The organism is Branchiibius sp. NY16-3462-2, assembly GCF_001594145.1.
Classification (GTDB): Bacteria; Actinomycetota; Actinomycetes; order Actinomycetales; family Dermatophilaceae; genus Branchiibius.
On record NZ_LVCF01000033.1, the window covers coordinates 60,176 to 75,177 of the forward strand.

The following is a 15,002-nucleotide window of genomic DNA, read 5'->3' on the forward strand; positions in this document are numbered from 1 at the left end:
GAACCACCCTTTCCGGAAGCACCCTCCGCAGGGTGCCTACGATTTGTGGGTGACGCAACGATGGATCGATCTCGATGGCTTGGTCAACATGCGCGACATCGGCGGGCTGCCGACCGCTGGTGGCGGACGCACCCAGTTCGGTCGGTTGATCCGCTCGGACAATCTGCAGGACCTCACGCAGGATGACGTCCGTCGGCTCGTCGACGACCTCGGCGTCACCGACATCGTGGACCTGCGGGCGGACCGGGAGCTGCGCCTGGAGGGACCAGGACCGATGCGTGAGGTCAGCACGGTGACCCATCACCATCATTCGCTGCTGCGCGAGCGGACGGACGAATCGAGTGAGCACGTCGCGCAGCGGGCACTGGGCACGACGCCCCGCCGGACCCGGGGGGCCGACTTCTGGGCGCGCAACTATTTGGGCTATCTCGAGAACCGACCGGACTCGGTCTCCGGAGCTCTCTCGGCGATCACGGGCGCCTCCGGGACCACCGTCGTGCACTGCGCGGCGGGCAAAGATCGCACCGGGACCGTCGTGGCCATGGCCCTGGACGTCGCCGGCGTACCGCACGCCGAGATCGCTGCGGACTACGCCCTGACCCAGGAGCGTCTCGCCGCGATCATCGAGCGACTCTCGCGGCGTCCGTCGTACGGCGAAGCGCTCGCGACCCAGACCCTGGCTGATCAGACGCCGCACGCGGACTCGGCCCTGGCGATCCTCACCGCACTGGCCGACGGCTGGGGCGGGGCCGCCGGATGGCTGCGTGAGCAGGGGTGGTCCGAGCAGGAGGTCGGGCAACTGCGCGACCGGCTGACCGCCCCCTGACCCCTCCGCCTACCAGCCGCGCTCAGCGAGGCGGTGCGGCTGCGGGATCTCCTCGACGTTGATCCCCACCATGGCCTCGCCCAACCCGCGCGAGACCTTCGCGATCACGTCGGGGTCGTCGTAGAACGTCGTGGCCTTCACGATGGCCTCGGCGCGCTCGGCGGGGTTGCCGCTCTTGAAGATGCCGGATCCGACGAACACGCCCTCGGCGCCCAGCTGCATCATCATCGCTGCGTCGGCGGGGGTCGCGATGCCACCGGCGGTGAAGAGCACGACGGGCAGTTTCCCGAGCGTTGCCACTTCCTTGACCAGTTCGTAGGGCGCCTGCAACTCTTTGGCCGCCACGAACAGTTCATCCTCCGGCAGCGACGTCAACCGGCGGATCTCCTGGCGAATCTGCCGCATGTGGGTGGTCGCGTTCGACACATCACCCGTGCCGGCCTCGCCCTTGGAGCGGATCATCGCTGCACCCTCGGTGATCCGGCGCAACGCCTCACCCAGGTTGGTCGCACCGCACACGAAGGGGACCGTGAACTCCCACTTGTCGATGTGGTTGCTGTAGTCGGCGGGGGTGAGCACCTCCGACTCGTCGATGTAGTCCACCCCGAGGCTCTGCAGCACCTGCGCCTCGACGAAGTGACCGATCCGGGCCTTGGCCATCACCGGGATCGAGACGGCGGAGATGATGCCGTCGATCATGTCGGGGTCGCTCATCCGCGAGACGCCGCCCTGGGCGCGGATGTCGGCCGGGACCCGCTCGAGTGCCATCACCGCGACGGCACCGGCATCCTCGGCGATCTTCGCCTGATCGGGGGTGACGACGTCCATGATGACGCCGCCCTTCAGCATCTCGGCCATCCCGCGCTTGACCCGCGCGGTGCCCGTCGTCTCGTTCGTCATACGACCAGGCTAGAGGCACCGTGAGGCAGCTAGGTGCCACGGGCCGGCATTTGGCATCAAACGGTCAGGAGTAACTCCTGCCGTGTTCAGGCCTCCGGGACCGGCACCGCGACCTGCGGAACGGTGTCGTCGAAGTCGAGCACCTGCGGCAGGTCGGTGTGGCCGGCCAACCGGAACACCCGGACCAACGGCTGGGCGCGCATGTTCTGCACGTCAGCGACGGCATCGTTGTAGAACCGGCGCGCCAACTGGACCCGCTGACACGCGGCCTGCACCCGGTCGAGCTGCTCCACGGCGTAGCCATCCCGCGCCCGCATCGTCTCCACCACCTCTGGCGTGAGGACCGCGATCAGGGTGTGGGTCAGGTCGGTTTCCACCTTCGCCCGGTGGGCGTCCACCCCCTGCTCGGACACCTCGACCCGCACCGCGGCGGCGTCGGAGGTGTCCAGCGACTCGCTGGCCGCCTCGGCCAGCAGCAGGGCGCTGGCGGGATCGATCAATCCCGAATTCGCCAGTTCGACCGACACCTCGGCGCGCCGGACCAGTTGCGCGTCCAGGGCCGACACCGACCCCTCGACCTTGGCGTGCAGCCGGTCGAGCCGGGCGGCGTTGTAGGACAAGTACCACGCGACCACAGCCATGATCGCGACCGCTAGTGCGATCCACCCCAGCGTCTGCATCAGTCACCTCCTGTCAGTCTGCGCAACTGCCGGACTGCCGACAGCCGCCTCCCCCGCCGCGTGATGCTCGGTGCGGTCTCTTCCATCATGGCCGGGCGGGGGTCGGCGGCGATGACGGTTTCGTACACATTGATGATTTCGGTCGCCACTCGGGACCAGTCGAACTCCCGCGCCCGTTGCAGACCGGCGGATCGCAGTCGGGCACGCAAATCCGCATCGTCCAGCACACGTTCGATCTGGGCGGCGAGGGACCCGGGGTCCTCATTGGCGAACAACACGCCGCACATCCCCCCGCGCAGAACGGCATCGAAGGCCTCGATGTCGCTGGCGATCACCGGTGCCCCGGCGCTCATCGCCTCGATCAGGATGATGCCAAAGCTCTCCCCGCCGATGTTCGGAGCGACGTAGGCATCCACCGAATGCAACAGGCTGGCCTTCTGCTCATCCGTGACCGCCCCGAGGAACTCACACGCCGCCTTCACCTGCTCCGGCCGGCCGGACATCACCTCACGGGGATCGCCGGGCCCGGCGATCAGCACCCGCAGCCCCGGATACCTCACCAACAGCTGCGGCAGTGCGCTCAGCAGCACCGCAATACCTTTACGCGGTTCCTCGATCCGCCCCAGGAAAGCGATCGTCGGCCGTTGCGCAGTGCCCTGCCAGGCCGGGGTCACGTGCGCCCGGGCGAAGTCATCGACGTACACGCCATTGGGGATGACGGTGCAGTCCATGTCGATGTGCGACAGCAGGAACCGCCGGGCGGCCTCCGACACCGCGATGCGGCCCCGGATCTTCTCCAGTCCGGACTGCACCACCGGTTGCAAGGTGCTCAGCGTCCGGGAGCGGGCGTTGCTGGTGTGGAAGGTCGCGACCAGCGGCCCTTCGCAGGCCCACATGGCCAGCATGGACAGACTCGGGCTGACCGGCTCGTGCACGTGGACCACATCGAACTCGCCGCGTTCGATCCACCGCGACACTCGGGCCGCCGTGACCGGGCCGAAGAGCAGCCGGGCCACCGAACCGTTATACGGCACGGGGACCGCCTTCCCGGCGCTGTCGACGTACGGCGGCAGCGGGGTGTCGTCGTCCGCCGGCGCGAGCACGCTGACGTGATGCCCTGCGGCTAAAAGGTATTCGGCCAGGTCACGGACATGGAACTGCACCCCGCCGGGCACGTCCACGGCGTACGGGCAGACGATCCCGACCCTCACCGCGCTGAGTCCCGCGCCGGGTCCAGGTCGTCGATGAAGACGCGCTGCATCATGTGCCAGTCCGCGGTGTGCAACCGGATCTGCTCACCGAGTACGTCGACGCAGGCCTGGGTCATGAGCCGCACCTTCTCGGTGTCATCGACCCCGTCCGGCACCGGCACGCGGGGGCCGATGTGGGCGGTGATGCCCTGCATCGCCCGCCCGGGCAGCGGCCGGTAGCGGATCGCGATGGTGTGCAGCGCGGCACCGGTCTCCAGCGCCAACCGGGCCGGGCCGGCGGCGACCTTGGCCCGGTGCCCGCACAGGTCCACCTCGACACCGTGAGAGGTGAGGTCGCGATCGGCCAGCAGGGGCACGAAACCTCCGGCGTTCAGTGCGTCGCGCATCGCGGCGTACGGCGCGCCGCCGCCGGTGAGCGGGATGATCGTCATGCCCAGGCTCTCCCGGAATTCCAGGAACTCCTCGAAGAGCTCCTCCGGCTTGAGCCGCTCGGCGATCGTGGTGACCTTGGCAAAGTGGTAGGTGGCCCACGCACCGGTCAGATCCCAGTTGCCCATGTGGCCGAGGAACCCGATCAGCGGCCGGCCCGCGCTCACCTCGGCCACGATGTCGTCGCCGTGATCCTCCAACTGCACGATCCCGTCGAGGGATTCGCGGGTCTGCAGTTGCAGCCGGAACGCGTCGCAGAAGTACCGCAGGTAGGACCGCATACCCTCCTTGACCAGCGCTTCCAGCTCTGGCTCGGCCAGTTCGGGACGGACCCGTGCGTAGTTGGCCCGCAGCCGCTGCACGCTCTTGCCGTTACGCGCATAGGTGCGGTCCGCGATGGCCTGGAACGCGGCGTACGCCGATCGCTCGGGTAACCGGCGCACGACGCCCCACCCGGCGCGATAGCCGGCAACGGTCGCGGCCCCGGTCAGCTCGCTGCGGCGGCTCACGCCCCGGTCTCCGCCGCGAGCGCCTGCTGGCGCACGGTGAGCATCCGTTGGATCACGGTCACCAGGCTCGCGACCGCCAGCAGCGCGAGCACCACGCCGAGCACAGCGGTCGGCAGGTGCAGGAACGGGATCCCCACGAGGCCGGTGGTGACCAGGACCGCGACGAGCCGGTCGGCGCGCTCGGCAATCCCCACGTTGGCAGTCATACCCAAGCCCTCGGCCCGGGCCTTGGCGTAGGAGACCACGCTGCCCAGCACCAGGCAGGCCAGCGCGAGGACGACCATGATCATGCTGTCGCCCTTGCCGGCGTAGTACAGGATCAGGCCGCTGAAGATCGCGGCGTCGCCGACCCGGTCGAGGGTCGAGTCCAGGTAGGCGCCCCACACGCTGGATCGCCCCGACTGACGGGCCATGTTGCCGTCGATCATGTCGGAGAAGACGAAGCAGGTGATGAAGATGGTGCCCCAGAAGAACGAGCCGCGCGGGTAGAAGGCGAGGGCGCCGACGCACACCCCGAGCGTCCCGACGATGGTGACGGCATCGGGACTGATACCCAGCTTCAGCAGGAACCGGGCGATGGGGGCGAACAACTTGGTGAACAGGGCCCGGGCGAATCGGTTGAGCATGGTGGGCTAGAGCCTACGGGTTCACGCACGGGCTTCCGGCCAAGCGGCCACCAGGCGCTCCCGAGTGTCTTCCAGCAGCACCGGCAGCGCCTTGGTCTGGGCCACGATCGGCAGGAAGTTGGAGTCACCGCCCCAGCGGGGCACGACGTGCTGGTGCAGGTGCGCGGCGACCCCCGCTCCGGCGACGGCGCCCTGGTTCATGCCCAGGTTGAATCCGTCGGGAGCCGAGGCGTCCGTGAGCGCAGCGATCGCGGCCTTGGTCAACGCCGTGAACTCGGCCGTCTCCTCGTCGGTCAGGTCGACGTAGAGCGGCACGTGCCGGTAGGGGCAGATCAGCAGGTGGCCGGGGTTGTACGGGAACAGGTTGAGCACCACGAAGCAGAGGTCGCCGCGGTGCACGATCAGGCCATCGGCGTCGCTACGGGTGGGGGCCACACAGAACGGGCAGGCGTCGGAGTCGTCGTTCTCCGGCTTCGGGGTGTCGATGTAGACCATCCGGTGCGGGGTCCACAGCCGCTCGAATCCGTCGGACACCCGCGCGAAGTCGTCGTCGCGCTCGAGTTCGGTCATGGATTGATCCTAGGGAGTGCCCGTCGGCCCGGAATGATCGCCGCGATCTCGTGGTTGCCGGGAATATGACCTTCAAGAGTGCACTGCCGGGTGAGTTCGCCGAAGAGAAGACCGAATGGGTCCGTGGCCAGCTCGAGACCATCGACAAGACGGGCACGACCGAGTCGGTACAGGTGATGGACCGGCCGGTCGTGGTCTACACCATCCGGGGCCGCAAGTCCGGTCTGTTGCGCCGGGTTCCGCTGATGCGGGTGGAGCACGATGGCTCGTACGGCGTGGTGGCCTCCAAGGGCGGCGCACCGGAGCACCCCGCCTGGTACCACAACCTGCAGGCTAACCCTGAGGTCGAGGTTCAGGACGGCACGACCCAGTTGGTCGGCATCGCTCGTGAGTTGTCCGGTCCCGAGCGTGAGCAGTGGTGGGAGCGTGCCGTTGCGGCCTACCCGGAGTACGCGAACTACCAGACCAAGACCGACCGGCAGATCCCGGTGTTCGTGGTGGAGCCGGTCCGTACCGTCTCCTGACGTTGGGGGCCCGTCTGCACCGACTTTTGGAACGAGATTCACCTAAAAGTTCGGATTCCAGGTGAATCGCGTTCCAAAAGCACGGCGTGACCGGGCGCTAGGGCCTTGATGGCGCTCGCCACTCCATGAGGCGGTCCGAGGCGGGCACGAAGCCGGCCCGTTCGTAGACGCCGCGCGCCTGCTGCCGCGCGTTCAGCTGCACGCGATCCACCTGATGAGCGCGGGCCCAGTCCTGCAGCACCGTCAGCATGCGCCCGGCGAGACCCTGGCCGCGGTGGGCCGGGACCACGAACACCTGCGCAACGTGTAGCCAACTGACGACCGGCCGACGCAGCGACGGCAGTTTGGTGATCAGCACGGACTGCACCAGGGCGATCGCCTCACCCTCAGGACCGAAAGCCAGCCACGTCGGGCGGCTCGCGGAGTCAGCCAGCCAGGCATCGGCGTACTCGGACAGGAAACCCGACCGCGGCGTGGCAGCGTCGTCCTCCAGGTCCATCTGGAGGGCGAGCGCCGCCACGATCAGCGCCTCGTCGCGCGTGGCGCGGGTGATGCGGACCTCACTCATCTCCGCATCGAAGCACACCAACTGGCGTTTCTGGCCCGCGAGCCAACCGCCTCAGACCTGGGTGCGGCTCTCGATCGCGGCCGTGATCTCGGCGACCGCGTCGGCCAGGGGTACGGCGTTCTTCTGCGAGCCGTCGCGATAGCGGAAGGACACCGCGCCAGCGGAGCGGTCCTCCTCCCCCGCGATCAGCACGAACGGCACCTTGGACTTCGACGCGTTGCGGATCTTCTTGGGGAACCGGTCATCGGAGTCATCCAGCTCCACCCGAACACCCTGCGCGGCCAGGGTGTCCAGCACTCCGGCCAGGTAGTCGGCAAACTCCTCGGCGACAGGCACACCCATCACCTGGACCGGCGACAGCCAGGGCGGGAAAGCCCCGGCGTAATGCTCGACGAGCACGCCCAGGAAACGCTCGATGGAACCGAACTTGGCCGAGTGGATCATCACCGGGCGCTGACGCGTGCCGTCCGCGGCCTGGAACTCCAACTCGAACCCGCTGGGCTGGTTGAAGTCGTACTGGATCGTCGACATCTGCCAGGTCCGACCGATCGCGTCGCGCGCTTGGACAGAGATCTTCGGGCCGTAGAACGCCGCGCCGCCGGGGTCGGGCACCAACTCCAGACCGGAGGCGGTCGCGACATCCTCCAGGATTTGCGTCGCGATCTCCCACTCCTCGTCGGTGCCGAGGAACTTGTCCTTCTTGTCCCCCTCGGTGTCCCGGGTGGACAGCTCCAGGTAGAAATCGTCCAGACCGAAATCGCGCAGCACCGACAGCACGAAGTCCAGCAGGTGTTTCACCTCGGCCGGAGCCTGCTCGGGCGTGCAGTAGGAGTGCGAGTCGTCCTGCGTCAGGCCGCGCACGCGGGTCAGCCCGTGCACGACTCCGGACTTCTCGTAGCGGTAGACAGTGCCGAATTCGAAGTACCGGATGGGCAGTTCGCGGTAGGAGCGCCCGCGCGACTTATAGATCAGGTTGTGCATCGGGCAGCTCATGGCCTTGAGGTAATAGCTGGCGCCTTCGAGCTGCATCGGGGGGAACATCGTGTCGGCGTAGTACGGCAGGTGGCCCGAGGTGTGGAACAGGCCCTCCTTGGTGATGTGCGGTGTGCCGACGTAGGAGAAACCCTCCTCGATGTGCCGGCGCCGGACGAAGTCCTCCATCTCCCGCTTGATCACGCCGCCCTTGGGGTGGAAGACCGCCAGCCCGGAGCCCAACTCATCGGGGAAGGAGTACAGGTCCAGTTCGGCGCCCAGTTTGCGGTGATCGCGCTTCTCGGCCTCGGCCAACCGGTCCAGGTAGGCCTTCAGTTCTTCCTTGGTCGGCCACGCCGTGCCGTAGATCCGCTGCAGCTGCGGGTTCTTCTCGCTACCCCGCCAGTACGCCGCGGCGGAGCGCATCAGCTTAAAGGCGTTACCGATCAACTTGGTCGAGGGCAGGTGGGGCCCGCGGCACAGGTCGCCCCAGGCACGCTCGCCGTCGCGGCGCAGGTTGTCGTAGATCGTCAACTCGCCGCCGCCGACCTCGGCGTCCGCGCCTTCGGCCGCCTCGCCGGCGTTGCCCTTCAGCCCGATGAGCTCGAGTTTGTAGGGCTCGCCGGCCAGTTCAGCGCGCGCCTCCTCGTCGGTGACGACGCGACGGGAGAAGGTCTGACCCTCGTTGATGATCTTCTGCATCGCCTTCTCGAGGGCCTTAAGGTCCTCGGGGACGAACGGGGTGGCGACGTCGAAGTCGTAGTAGAAGCCGTCGGTGATCGGCGGTCCGATCCCCAGCTTGGCGTCCGGGTTGATCTGCTGCACGGCTTGGGCCAGCACGTGGGCCGCGGAGTGCCGCAGGATGTTCAGGCCATCCGGCTCGTCGATGCGCACCGGCTCGACCTGGGCATCGGCGGGCACTGGGCGAAAGAGGTCCTGCAACTGGCCGTTGACGCGCATCGCGACGACCGCTTTGTCGCCGCTGAACAAGTCCGTGCCGGTAGTCCCCTCCAGCGCCGATCGCTCGCTTCCGGCGATGGGGGCAGGGACCTGGGCAGACACGGGCGTTCTCCTCGCGTTAACGGGTGGGGCACCACGGGCGTGGCACTCGACCCAGGCTATCGGCCCACCGCCGCCGGGCTTGCATCGATTAATCCGCCACGGGTTGTTCACCCGCCGTCCACGACCCCGACGTGTGCGCGTCACCGGCCGGCAGTTGCCTGGCCTGCGGCGGCCCGGGTGATACGGGCCGCCGCCAACTCTGCCCCGTCACGTCGCCGTCTTGTCCTACCCCCAGCAGGAGTACGCCGTGTCCCACCGTCGCTTGTTCGCCGCCGCTACCGCTGCGCTCACGGCGTGCGCCTGCTTCGCTACCGTTCCTGCGGAGGCGCACCGCGCACCGTCCGCGCGGGACGCGGTCGAGGTGTACTCCCAGCACCTTCCGCCTCTGGCGACGATCGGCGGGGTACGTATCGACGGATCCGGCTGGGGCTCCTCCTGGGTGGCAAGACCTGGCTCCGACGTCCTCTTCTACGGCCTCACCGACCGCGGACCGAACGTCGACGGCCCGGACGGCAGCAAGATCGAGCCGCTGCCGAATTTCACCCCGAGCATCGGTGAGTTCGCATTGATCCACGGGCGGGCAATCCTGTTGCGCACCATCCCCTTACGCGGCGCCGACGGCACCCGCTACAACGGGCAGGTCAACTCCCAGGCGAGCACCGGCGAGACCATCACCGACCTGGACGGCAACGTTCTGCCGGCCAGCCCCTACGGTTACGACCCCGAGGGACTGGTGGCGCTGCGGGACGGAACCTTCTGGGTCAGTGACGAATACGGACCGTTCATCACCCACTTCGACCGCTGGGGCCGTCAGATCGAACGGCTTTCCCCCTACGACGGGACGCTGCCGGCGGAGTTGAAGAATCGCGAGCCGAACAGAGGCATGGAAGGTCTGACCGTCACTCCCGACGGCCGGACCCTGGTCGGCATCATGCAGTCCGCGTTGAACACCCCGGACGGCCCGAAGGCCAAGAAGGCCACGGCTCTTCGCGTGGTGACCGTCGATCTGCGTACCCGCGCGACCAAGGAATTCGTCTATCTGCTGCACCACGGCAGCGAGGACGTGACCACGGGCGCCAGCGAGATCTCCGCGCTCAGCAACACGCAGTTCTTGGTCGATGAGCGCGACGGCAGCATGGAACCGGGCGCCAACAAGAAGCTGTTCAAGATCGACCTCACCGGCGCCACCGACATCGGGCCGGACAGCACTGTCCCCGGATCGACGTACGACGCCAGCAAGGGCGGACTGATCGTCAACGGTCAGACCATCGAAGCCATTGCCGGCAAGAAGTCGACGGTCGATGCCGCAGTTGCTTTGCAGCAGAACGGGATTGCCCCGGTCAGCAGTGCACTCTTCCTGGATGTGGCTGGATTGGTGACGGCGATCGATCCGACCGGCAAGTTCTACGGTCACGACAAACTCGAAGGCGTGGCCGTGCTGCACGGTGGCCGCCAGGTCGTGATCGCCAACGACAGCGACTTCGGTATCGACGCCGTGACCAATGCTGCGCCGCCGTTCCAGCTGCACGCCAAGACGCTGCCCGACGGCACCCAGGACACGTTGCAGCTGCTCAAGGTCGACCTGTCGAAAGTGCCCGCCGCCTACCGCGGGTGACCGCCGCCGCGGCCCATCAACCGGCCATTTGAAAGTCCCTGCGCCACAGTCGTTTTCGAGTGCTCAGTGACCGGGCCGAACGGTGCTTGATGGTTAGGCTTAACTTGCTTGTGTAAACGCTTCCACAGGAGGAAGCTGGAGTCATCGGAACACATCGAAGGAGATGGTCAACGATGACCGAAATGATGCACCGTCCGACCCACGCGAAGACATCGGAGGTGACCAGCGAGCACCACTCCGAGTCGTCCGTGATGCGCCGTGTGCTGGCCGTCCTTCGTATCGCGACCGGGTTCATTTTCCTCTGGGCTTTCCTGGACAAGACTTTCGGCCTGGGCTACTCGACCCCGAGTGCCCGAGCCTGGATCAATGGCGGATCCCCCACCAAGGGATTCCTGTCGCACGTCGAGGTTGGTCCGCTGCAGAGCTTCTTCCACTCGATCGCGGGTAACCCGGTCGCGGACTGGCTCTTCATGCTCGGCCTCCTCGCGATCGGTGTTGCGTTGATCGTCGGCGCGGGCCTTCGACTCGCCGCTATCGGTGCAACGCTGATGATGGCCATGATGTGGATCGCTGAGTGGCCACTTGCCCAAACCACCGCAACCGGTGATCCGAGTGGCTCCACCAACCCGATCGTCGACTACCACGTGATCTACGCGCTGGTCGCCATCGTGTGCGCGCTGAGCTACGCCGGTCGCACCTGGGGCATTGGCTCCTGGTGGGAGCGCGTGGTCGGCAAGAACCGCTGGCTCGTCTGACGCAGCCGGCAACGGGAGGTCCTGCTTCGGCAGGGCCTCCCGTTTCTATTGCCCCAGACGCTATTTCGCGTTTGGATATAGCAGCCCACCGGACAATTCGGGGTAACAAATCGGCGCGTTGCCTTGCGGACACCCGCGCTATCACACGAAACTGATCGTGTCGGAATCACCCTCGTGACGCAGCACGGTTGTGCACACAGAAGACCGCCGCTTCATGAGATACCAACAAAAGGAGTTGGGAACTGTGAGCAGCAACGAACCCGCCCGGGGGTACGGCGGAGATACTGAGCCACCACGCGACCCCACCCTGGTCGAAGACAACCCGATCTACGGTCACCGCGACGACAAGGACGCCCGCTACGAACGCGGCACCACGCCGCCTGCAGACGAGGTCGTGGACCTCCCCGACTCGCCGGGTGGCATGATCGGCCGCACCTGCCTGGCGCTTCTGCGAATTGCCTTGGGCTTCATCATGTTGTGGGCTTTCCTGGACAAGCTCTTCGGTCTTGGCTACTCCACGCCGAAGGCACGTGCCTGGATCAACGGCGGTTCTCCTACTAAGGGATTCCTCGCCAACGTGCACGTGGGTCCCAAGGGCCTGCAGGACTTCTTCCACAACATCGCCGGCACCTGGTGGGCCAACGGGCTGTTCATGATCGGCCTCGCGGCCATCGGTATTGCCCTGATCCTCGGGATCGGCCTGCGGATCGCGGCGATCGCCAACCTGGCCATGATGGCGATGATGTGGATGGCCGAATGGCCGCTGGACAAGGTCACCTCGACCGGTGACCCCAGTGGGTCGACCAACCCGATCGTCGACTACCACGTCATCTACGCCCTGGCCGGAATTGTCTGTGCCGCATTTCTTGCCGGACGAACCCTCGGGTTCGGTCGAATGTGGGAAAAGGCCGTCGGCAGGAACCGCTGGCTGGTCTGAACCTCCCCCTAAAGAAATGGCCGCTCCATCCAGGAGCGGCCATTTCTTTATGTCTAGGCGTCCGCCGCGGCTGAGCGCAAGGCGGCCAGAATCGGCTCGGCGGCCTCATCGAGGAAACGCTGCTGACCCTCGTCTCCGATCTGCACCAGCGCGATATCGGTGAATCCAGCCTCCCAATACGGCTGCACCGCGGCCACGATCGCATCGATGTCCGGGCCACACGGAATCGCGTCGGCGACATCGTCCTTGGTGACGAATTGGCTCGCGCCGGCGAACCCTGCCGGTGTCGGGAGGTCGGCGTTGACCGCCCAGCCCAGCCCAAACCACCGGAACTGCTCGTGAGCGCGTTCGATCGCTTGGTCGCGCACCGGATCCCAGCACACCGGTATCTGCCCGATGGCTCGCGTCTGGGTCGTTGCACCCGCATCACCTCGCGCGTCCTTCCAGCCCTGCACCAGGTCCCCGTCCGGTTCCACCGCGATGAGGTCGTCGGCCAGTGGGGCGAACCGCTCGATCGACGCATCGCCTGAGACTGCTACTGCCAGAGGTACTTTGGCGTCCGGCACGTCCCAGATCCGCGCAGAGTCAACCCGGAAGTAGGTGCCGTCCCAGGTGACCAGGTCACCCGTGTGCAGTGCACGGATGATCTGGATGGCTTCTTCGAGCATGTCCTGGCGCTGAGCGATCGGCAGCCAGCCCTCTCCCGTGATGTGCTCGTTGAGATTCTCCCCGCTGCCCAGCCCGAGCGTGAACCGCCCGTCGGCGAGGATCTGCAAAGTCGCGGCTTTCTGGGCGACGACCGCCGGGTGGTAGCGCTGGGTCGGGCAGGTCACGTAGGTCATCAACTCGACGCGCTCAGTGGCCTGGGCGACGGCGCCGAGAACACTCCAGGCGTACGGCGCGTGGCCCTGGCTGGTGAGCCAGGGCGAGTAGTGGTCGCTGGAGACCTCGAAGTCGAAACCGGCGGTTTCGGCGGACCGCGCATACTGCACGAGTTGTTTGGGTCCCGACTGCTCGGTCATCAGGGTGTAGCCGAATCTGATTGTCATGACTTGATTTAACGTCGCGCAGTGTGCCCAAGGACCGCCCGAAGGGCGGAGCCGCAAGGCCGTGCGCGAGACTGGTTGCGTTCTGATCCCGCCCCTGACTGGAGGTTGCAGGTGTCCCGTTCACTCGCGTCGAAAGCTCGTATCGCCGGGCAAGCCGCTCTGGGTGGCTTTCTCGCCTTTGCCGGCGTCGGCCACCTCACCTTTGCCCGCGAGGAGTTCCAGGCCCAGGTGCCCGACTGGTTTCCGGCGAACACCGACTTCGTGGTGCTGGCTTCCGGTGTCGTCGAAATCGCTTTAGGAACAGCGTTGCTGACGACCTGGAAACAGCCGGCCCGGGCGTACGTGGGTGCGACCGCTGGCGCCTTCTTCGTCGCGGTGTTCCCCGGCAACATCGCCCAGTTCGTCGAGCACAAGGACGGCTTCGGCCTGGACACCGACACCAAGCGCGCGATCCGCTTGCTGTTCCAGCCTCTGCTGGTGGCCGGTGCACTGTCGGCGACCGACGCGGTCCGGGTGCTGTGGAAGGACCGCTGATCCGTTCCTAGTTCGTGGAGTCCGGCGACCGGAGGGCCAGGTCGACCCACCACTGCAGGTCAACGTCCTCCACGACCGCCGCGTCGCTCAGGAACAGGTAGTTGCGCATGGACCTGGCTTTCATCACGGCTGGTGCGGCTCCCTCGCGAGCCAGGGCCTCGTCGTACTCCTCAGGATCGACGCGGACCATCATCACCCGGTCCTCCTTCTCCCCCACTGCCAGTCGTAGCGTCCCGTTGACCATGAAGGCGATGCTGCCGAACATCCGTTTCTCCTGGACGTCGCCAGCGGTGAGCAGTCGCTCGCGAACCCGGCCAAGCAGCTCGATCTCCTCCATGCGCTGAGGCTGCCAGAAGTCACTGCGCCGGGGAAGCGTCGGCCGGTGGGTCAATTTCGGATCTGGACGGCGGCTTAGTAGTCTTTCCCTTCGGCGCGGCTGGTTCCGCGACCGGCCTGGACGTATAGCTCAGTTGGTTAGAGCGTTCGCTTCACACGCGAGAGGTCAGGGGTTCGAGTCCCTTTACGTCCACCATTGTCAAAGGCCCTCTGACCTGCGGAAACACCGTCAGGGGGCTGTTCTTCTCCATGGCGTGCTACCGGCCGAGCTCTCGTTGTGTGTTGCGCCAGTCAATGAGGTTGGTCGCGATGATCTGCCCGGTCTCGAGGTGGGTGATCGTGACGGTGGTTTCGTCGATGAGGGCCAGGACTCCTTTCCCGCGGTGGGCGGCCCCGATGCCGAGATGGTGCATGCGCCCGGCTCGGCGCAGGGTGATCCGACCGTTCTTGTCGACCTTGTCGTAGCGCAGTCGGTAGTGGGTGTCGCGGCCGCCGGCGGGTTGGGCCTTGGGGGTCGCCCGGTAAGTCTGGCCCGGGGTGCGGCACTGGTTAGCGCGGTGTGGGCTAGCGATGATCTTCAGAACGACGACACGATCATTCGACACCAGCCCATCCGACTGTGACGCATGTCGCGACTCACTAGAGACGCATCACTAGTGACATATGTCATGAACCTAGACACCTTTACGTCCACCGCCGCGATGAGTCGGAACATCGTTCGTAGATGAATCGAGTGATCTTTCATATTCATGGCCTAGCGCTCGGCCATTTGGGACTATCGCAGTTTCGGTGTTTCTGGTCCGTGACACGCCCACTGCTGTGGGCGGGATCGGAATAGGGACGCATGACACTGCAGGACATGAACGAAGAGCAGGTCGAGCCGACGCACGACACGGCTG

The 15,002-nt window shown here is 66.4% G+C and carries 17 protein-coding genes and 1 tRNA gene; 7 read left to right on the forward strand and 11 right to left on the reverse strand.

Going from position 1 to position 15,002, the window contains the following annotated elements; all coding sequences use genetic code 11:
- The first annotated feature begins 49 nt into the window (after positions 1-49).
- The gene (locus AZH51_RS09010) at positions 50-826 is read left to right on the forward strand and encodes a tyrosine-protein phosphatase (RefSeq protein WP_291523405.1); all 777 of its coding nucleotides are present in this window, start codon (positions 50-52) and stop codon (positions 824-826) included.
- A gap of 9 nt (positions 827-835) precedes the next feature.
- Here the strand turns inward: AZH51_RS09010 and pdxS are convergent, their stop codons facing one another.
- From pdxS to AZH51_RS09040, 6 genes are all read right to left on the reverse strand, one after another.
- A complete protein-coding gene (gene pdxS / locus AZH51_RS09015; RefSeq protein ID WP_291523407.1) occupies positions 836-1,726 on the reverse strand; it encodes a pyridoxal 5'-phosphate synthase lyase subunit PdxS in 891 nt (296 codons plus the stop codon).
- 86 nt (positions 1,727-1,812) lie between these two features.
- A complete protein-coding gene (locus tag AZH51_RS09020; RefSeq protein WP_291523408.1) occupies positions 1,813-2,406 on the reverse strand; it encodes a hypothetical protein in 594 nt (197 codons plus the stop codon).
- Positions 2,406-3,617: a glycosyltransferase family 4 protein gene (locus AZH51_RS09025; protein ID WP_291523410.1), complete on the reverse strand. Its 1,212-nt coding sequence runs from the start codon at positions 3,615-3,617 to the stop codon at positions 2,406-2,408. Before AZH51_RS09025 ends, AZH51_RS09020 begins: the two co-directional genes overlap by 1 nt.
- Complete coding sequence (locus AZH51_RS09030; RefSeq protein ID WP_291523412.1) at positions 3,614-4,555, reverse strand: phosphatidylinositol mannoside acyltransferase; 942 nt, start codon at positions 4,553-4,555, stop codon at positions 3,614-3,616. Before AZH51_RS09030 ends, AZH51_RS09025 begins: the two co-directional genes overlap by 4 nt.
- Complete coding sequence (pgsA, locus tag AZH51_RS09035) at positions 4,552-5,181, reverse strand: phosphatidylinositol phosphate synthase (RefSeq protein ID WP_291523414.1); 630 nt, start codon at positions 5,179-5,181, stop codon at positions 4,552-4,554. The genes AZH51_RS09030 and pgsA overlap by 4 nt, the downstream gene beginning before the upstream one ends.
- Before the next feature lie 21 nt (positions 5,182-5,202).
- Entirely contained in the window at positions 5,203-5,751 is a 549-nt protein-coding gene (locus AZH51_RS09040; protein ID WP_291523416.1) for an HIT domain-containing protein, read from the reverse strand.
- Between the two features lie 65 nt (positions 5,752-5,816).
- Between AZH51_RS09040 and AZH51_RS09045 the strand changes: the two genes are divergently transcribed.
- Entirely contained in the window at positions 5,817-6,275 is a 459-nt protein-coding gene (locus tag AZH51_RS09045; RefSeq protein ID WP_291523418.1) for a nitroreductase family deazaflavin-dependent oxidoreductase, read from the forward strand.
- A gap of 97 nt (positions 6,276-6,372) precedes the next feature.
- Here AZH51_RS09045 and AZH51_RS09050 read toward each other — a convergent pair whose 3' ends face one another.
- On the reverse strand, positions 6,373-6,843 hold the full coding sequence (locus tag AZH51_RS09050; RefSeq protein WP_291523419.1) for a GNAT family N-acetyltransferase: 471 nt from the start codon (positions 6,841-6,843) through the stop codon (positions 6,373-6,375).
- A 51-nt stretch (positions 6,844-6,894) separates the two neighbouring features.
- Positions 6,895-8,877: a threonine--tRNA ligase gene (gene thrS / locus AZH51_RS09055; protein ID WP_291523422.1), complete on the reverse strand. Its 1,983-nt coding sequence runs from the start codon at positions 8,875-8,877 to the stop codon at positions 6,895-6,897.
- A 220-nt stretch (positions 8,878-9,097) separates the two neighbouring features.
- On the opposite strand from thrS, the gene AZH51_RS09060 reads away from it, so the two are divergent.
- The 3 genes from AZH51_RS09060 to AZH51_RS09070 all read left to right on the forward strand — a co-directional run bounded on the left by AZH51_RS09060 (position 9,098) and on the right by AZH51_RS09070 (position 12,184).
- Positions 9,098-10,492, forward strand: coding sequence for an esterase-like activity of phytase family protein (locus AZH51_RS09060; protein ID WP_291523424.1), 1,395 nt, complete (start codon positions 9,098-9,100; stop codon positions 10,490-10,492).
- A 173-nt stretch (positions 10,493-10,665) separates the two neighbouring features.
- On the forward strand, positions 10,666-11,247 hold the full coding sequence (locus AZH51_RS09065; RefSeq protein WP_291523426.1) for a DoxX family membrane protein: 582 nt from the start codon (positions 10,666-10,668) through the stop codon (positions 11,245-11,247).
- A gap of 244 nt (positions 11,248-11,491) precedes the next feature.
- Entirely contained in the window at positions 11,492-12,184 is a 693-nt protein-coding gene (locus tag AZH51_RS09070; RefSeq protein ID WP_291523428.1) for a DoxX family membrane protein, read from the forward strand.
- A gap of 53 nt (positions 12,185-12,237) precedes the next feature.
- Here the strand turns inward: AZH51_RS09070 and AZH51_RS09075 are convergent, their stop codons facing one another.
- Complete coding sequence (locus AZH51_RS09075; RefSeq protein WP_291523430.1) at positions 12,238-13,233, reverse strand: TIGR03557 family F420-dependent LLM class oxidoreductase; 996 nt, start codon at positions 13,231-13,233, stop codon at positions 12,238-12,240.
- Positions 13,234-13,344: 111 nt separating this feature from the next.
- On the opposite strand from AZH51_RS09075, the gene AZH51_RS09080 reads away from it, so the two are divergent.
- Complete coding sequence (locus AZH51_RS09080; RefSeq protein ID WP_291523432.1) at positions 13,345-13,767, forward strand: hypothetical protein; 423 nt, start codon at positions 13,345-13,347, stop codon at positions 13,765-13,767.
- Positions 13,768-13,774: 7 nt separating this feature from the next.
- Here AZH51_RS09080 and AZH51_RS09085 read toward each other — a convergent pair whose 3' ends face one another.
- A complete protein-coding gene (locus tag AZH51_RS09085) occupies positions 13,775-14,104 on the reverse strand; it encodes a TfoX/Sxy family protein (RefSeq protein ID WP_291523434.1) in 330 nt (109 codons plus the stop codon).
- Between the two features lie 118 nt (positions 14,105-14,222).
- Between AZH51_RS09085 and AZH51_RS09090 the strand changes: the two genes are divergently transcribed.
- Positions 14,223-14,299, forward strand: a tRNA-Val gene (locus AZH51_RS09090).
- 61 nt (positions 14,300-14,360) lie between these two features.
- On the opposite strand, the gene AZH51_RS09095 is transcribed toward AZH51_RS09090, so the two are convergent.
- Positions 14,361-14,708 carry a hypothetical protein gene (locus AZH51_RS09095; RefSeq protein WP_291523436.1) on the reverse strand — a complete coding sequence of 116 codons (348 nt, stop codon included), beginning with the start codon at positions 14,706-14,708 and terminating at the stop codon, positions 14,361-14,363.
- Between the last annotated feature and the right edge of the window lie 294 nt (positions 14,709-15,002).

Coding starts and splice junctions, on each gene's coding strand:
- AZH51_RS09045 (WP_291523418.1), top strand. CDS start 5,817: ATGACCTTCAAGAGTGCACTGCCGGGTGAGTTCGCCGAAGAGAAGACC.
- AZH51_RS09040 (WP_291523416.1), bottom strand. CDS start 5,751: ATGACCGAACTCGAGCGCGACGACGACTTCGCGCGGGTGTCCGACGGA.
- AZH51_RS09085 (WP_291523434.1), bottom strand. CDS start 14,104: ATGGAGGAGATCGAGCTGCTTGGCCGGGTTCGCGAGCGACTGCTCACC.
- AZH51_RS09065 (WP_291523426.1), top strand. CDS start 10,666: ATGACCGAAATGATGCACCGTCCGACCCACGCGAAGACATCGGAGGTG.
- pgsA (WP_291523414.1), bottom strand. CDS start 5,181: ATGCTCAACCGATTCGCCCGGGCCCTGTTCACCAAGTTGTTCGCCCCC.
- AZH51_RS09075 (WP_291523430.1), bottom strand. CDS start 13,233: ATGACAATCAGATTCGGCTACACCCTGATGACCGAGCAGTCGGGACCC.
- AZH51_RS09050 (WP_291523419.1), bottom strand. CDS start 6,843: ATGAGTGAGGTCCGCATCACCCGCGCCACGCGCGACGAGGCGCTGATC.
- pdxS (WP_291523407.1), bottom strand. CDS start 1,726: ATGACGAACGAGACGACGGGCACCGCGCGGGTCAAGCGCGGGATGGCC.
- AZH51_RS09020 (WP_291523408.1), bottom strand. CDS start 2,406: ATGCAGACGCTGGGGTGGATCGCACTAGCGGTCGCGATCATGGCTGTG.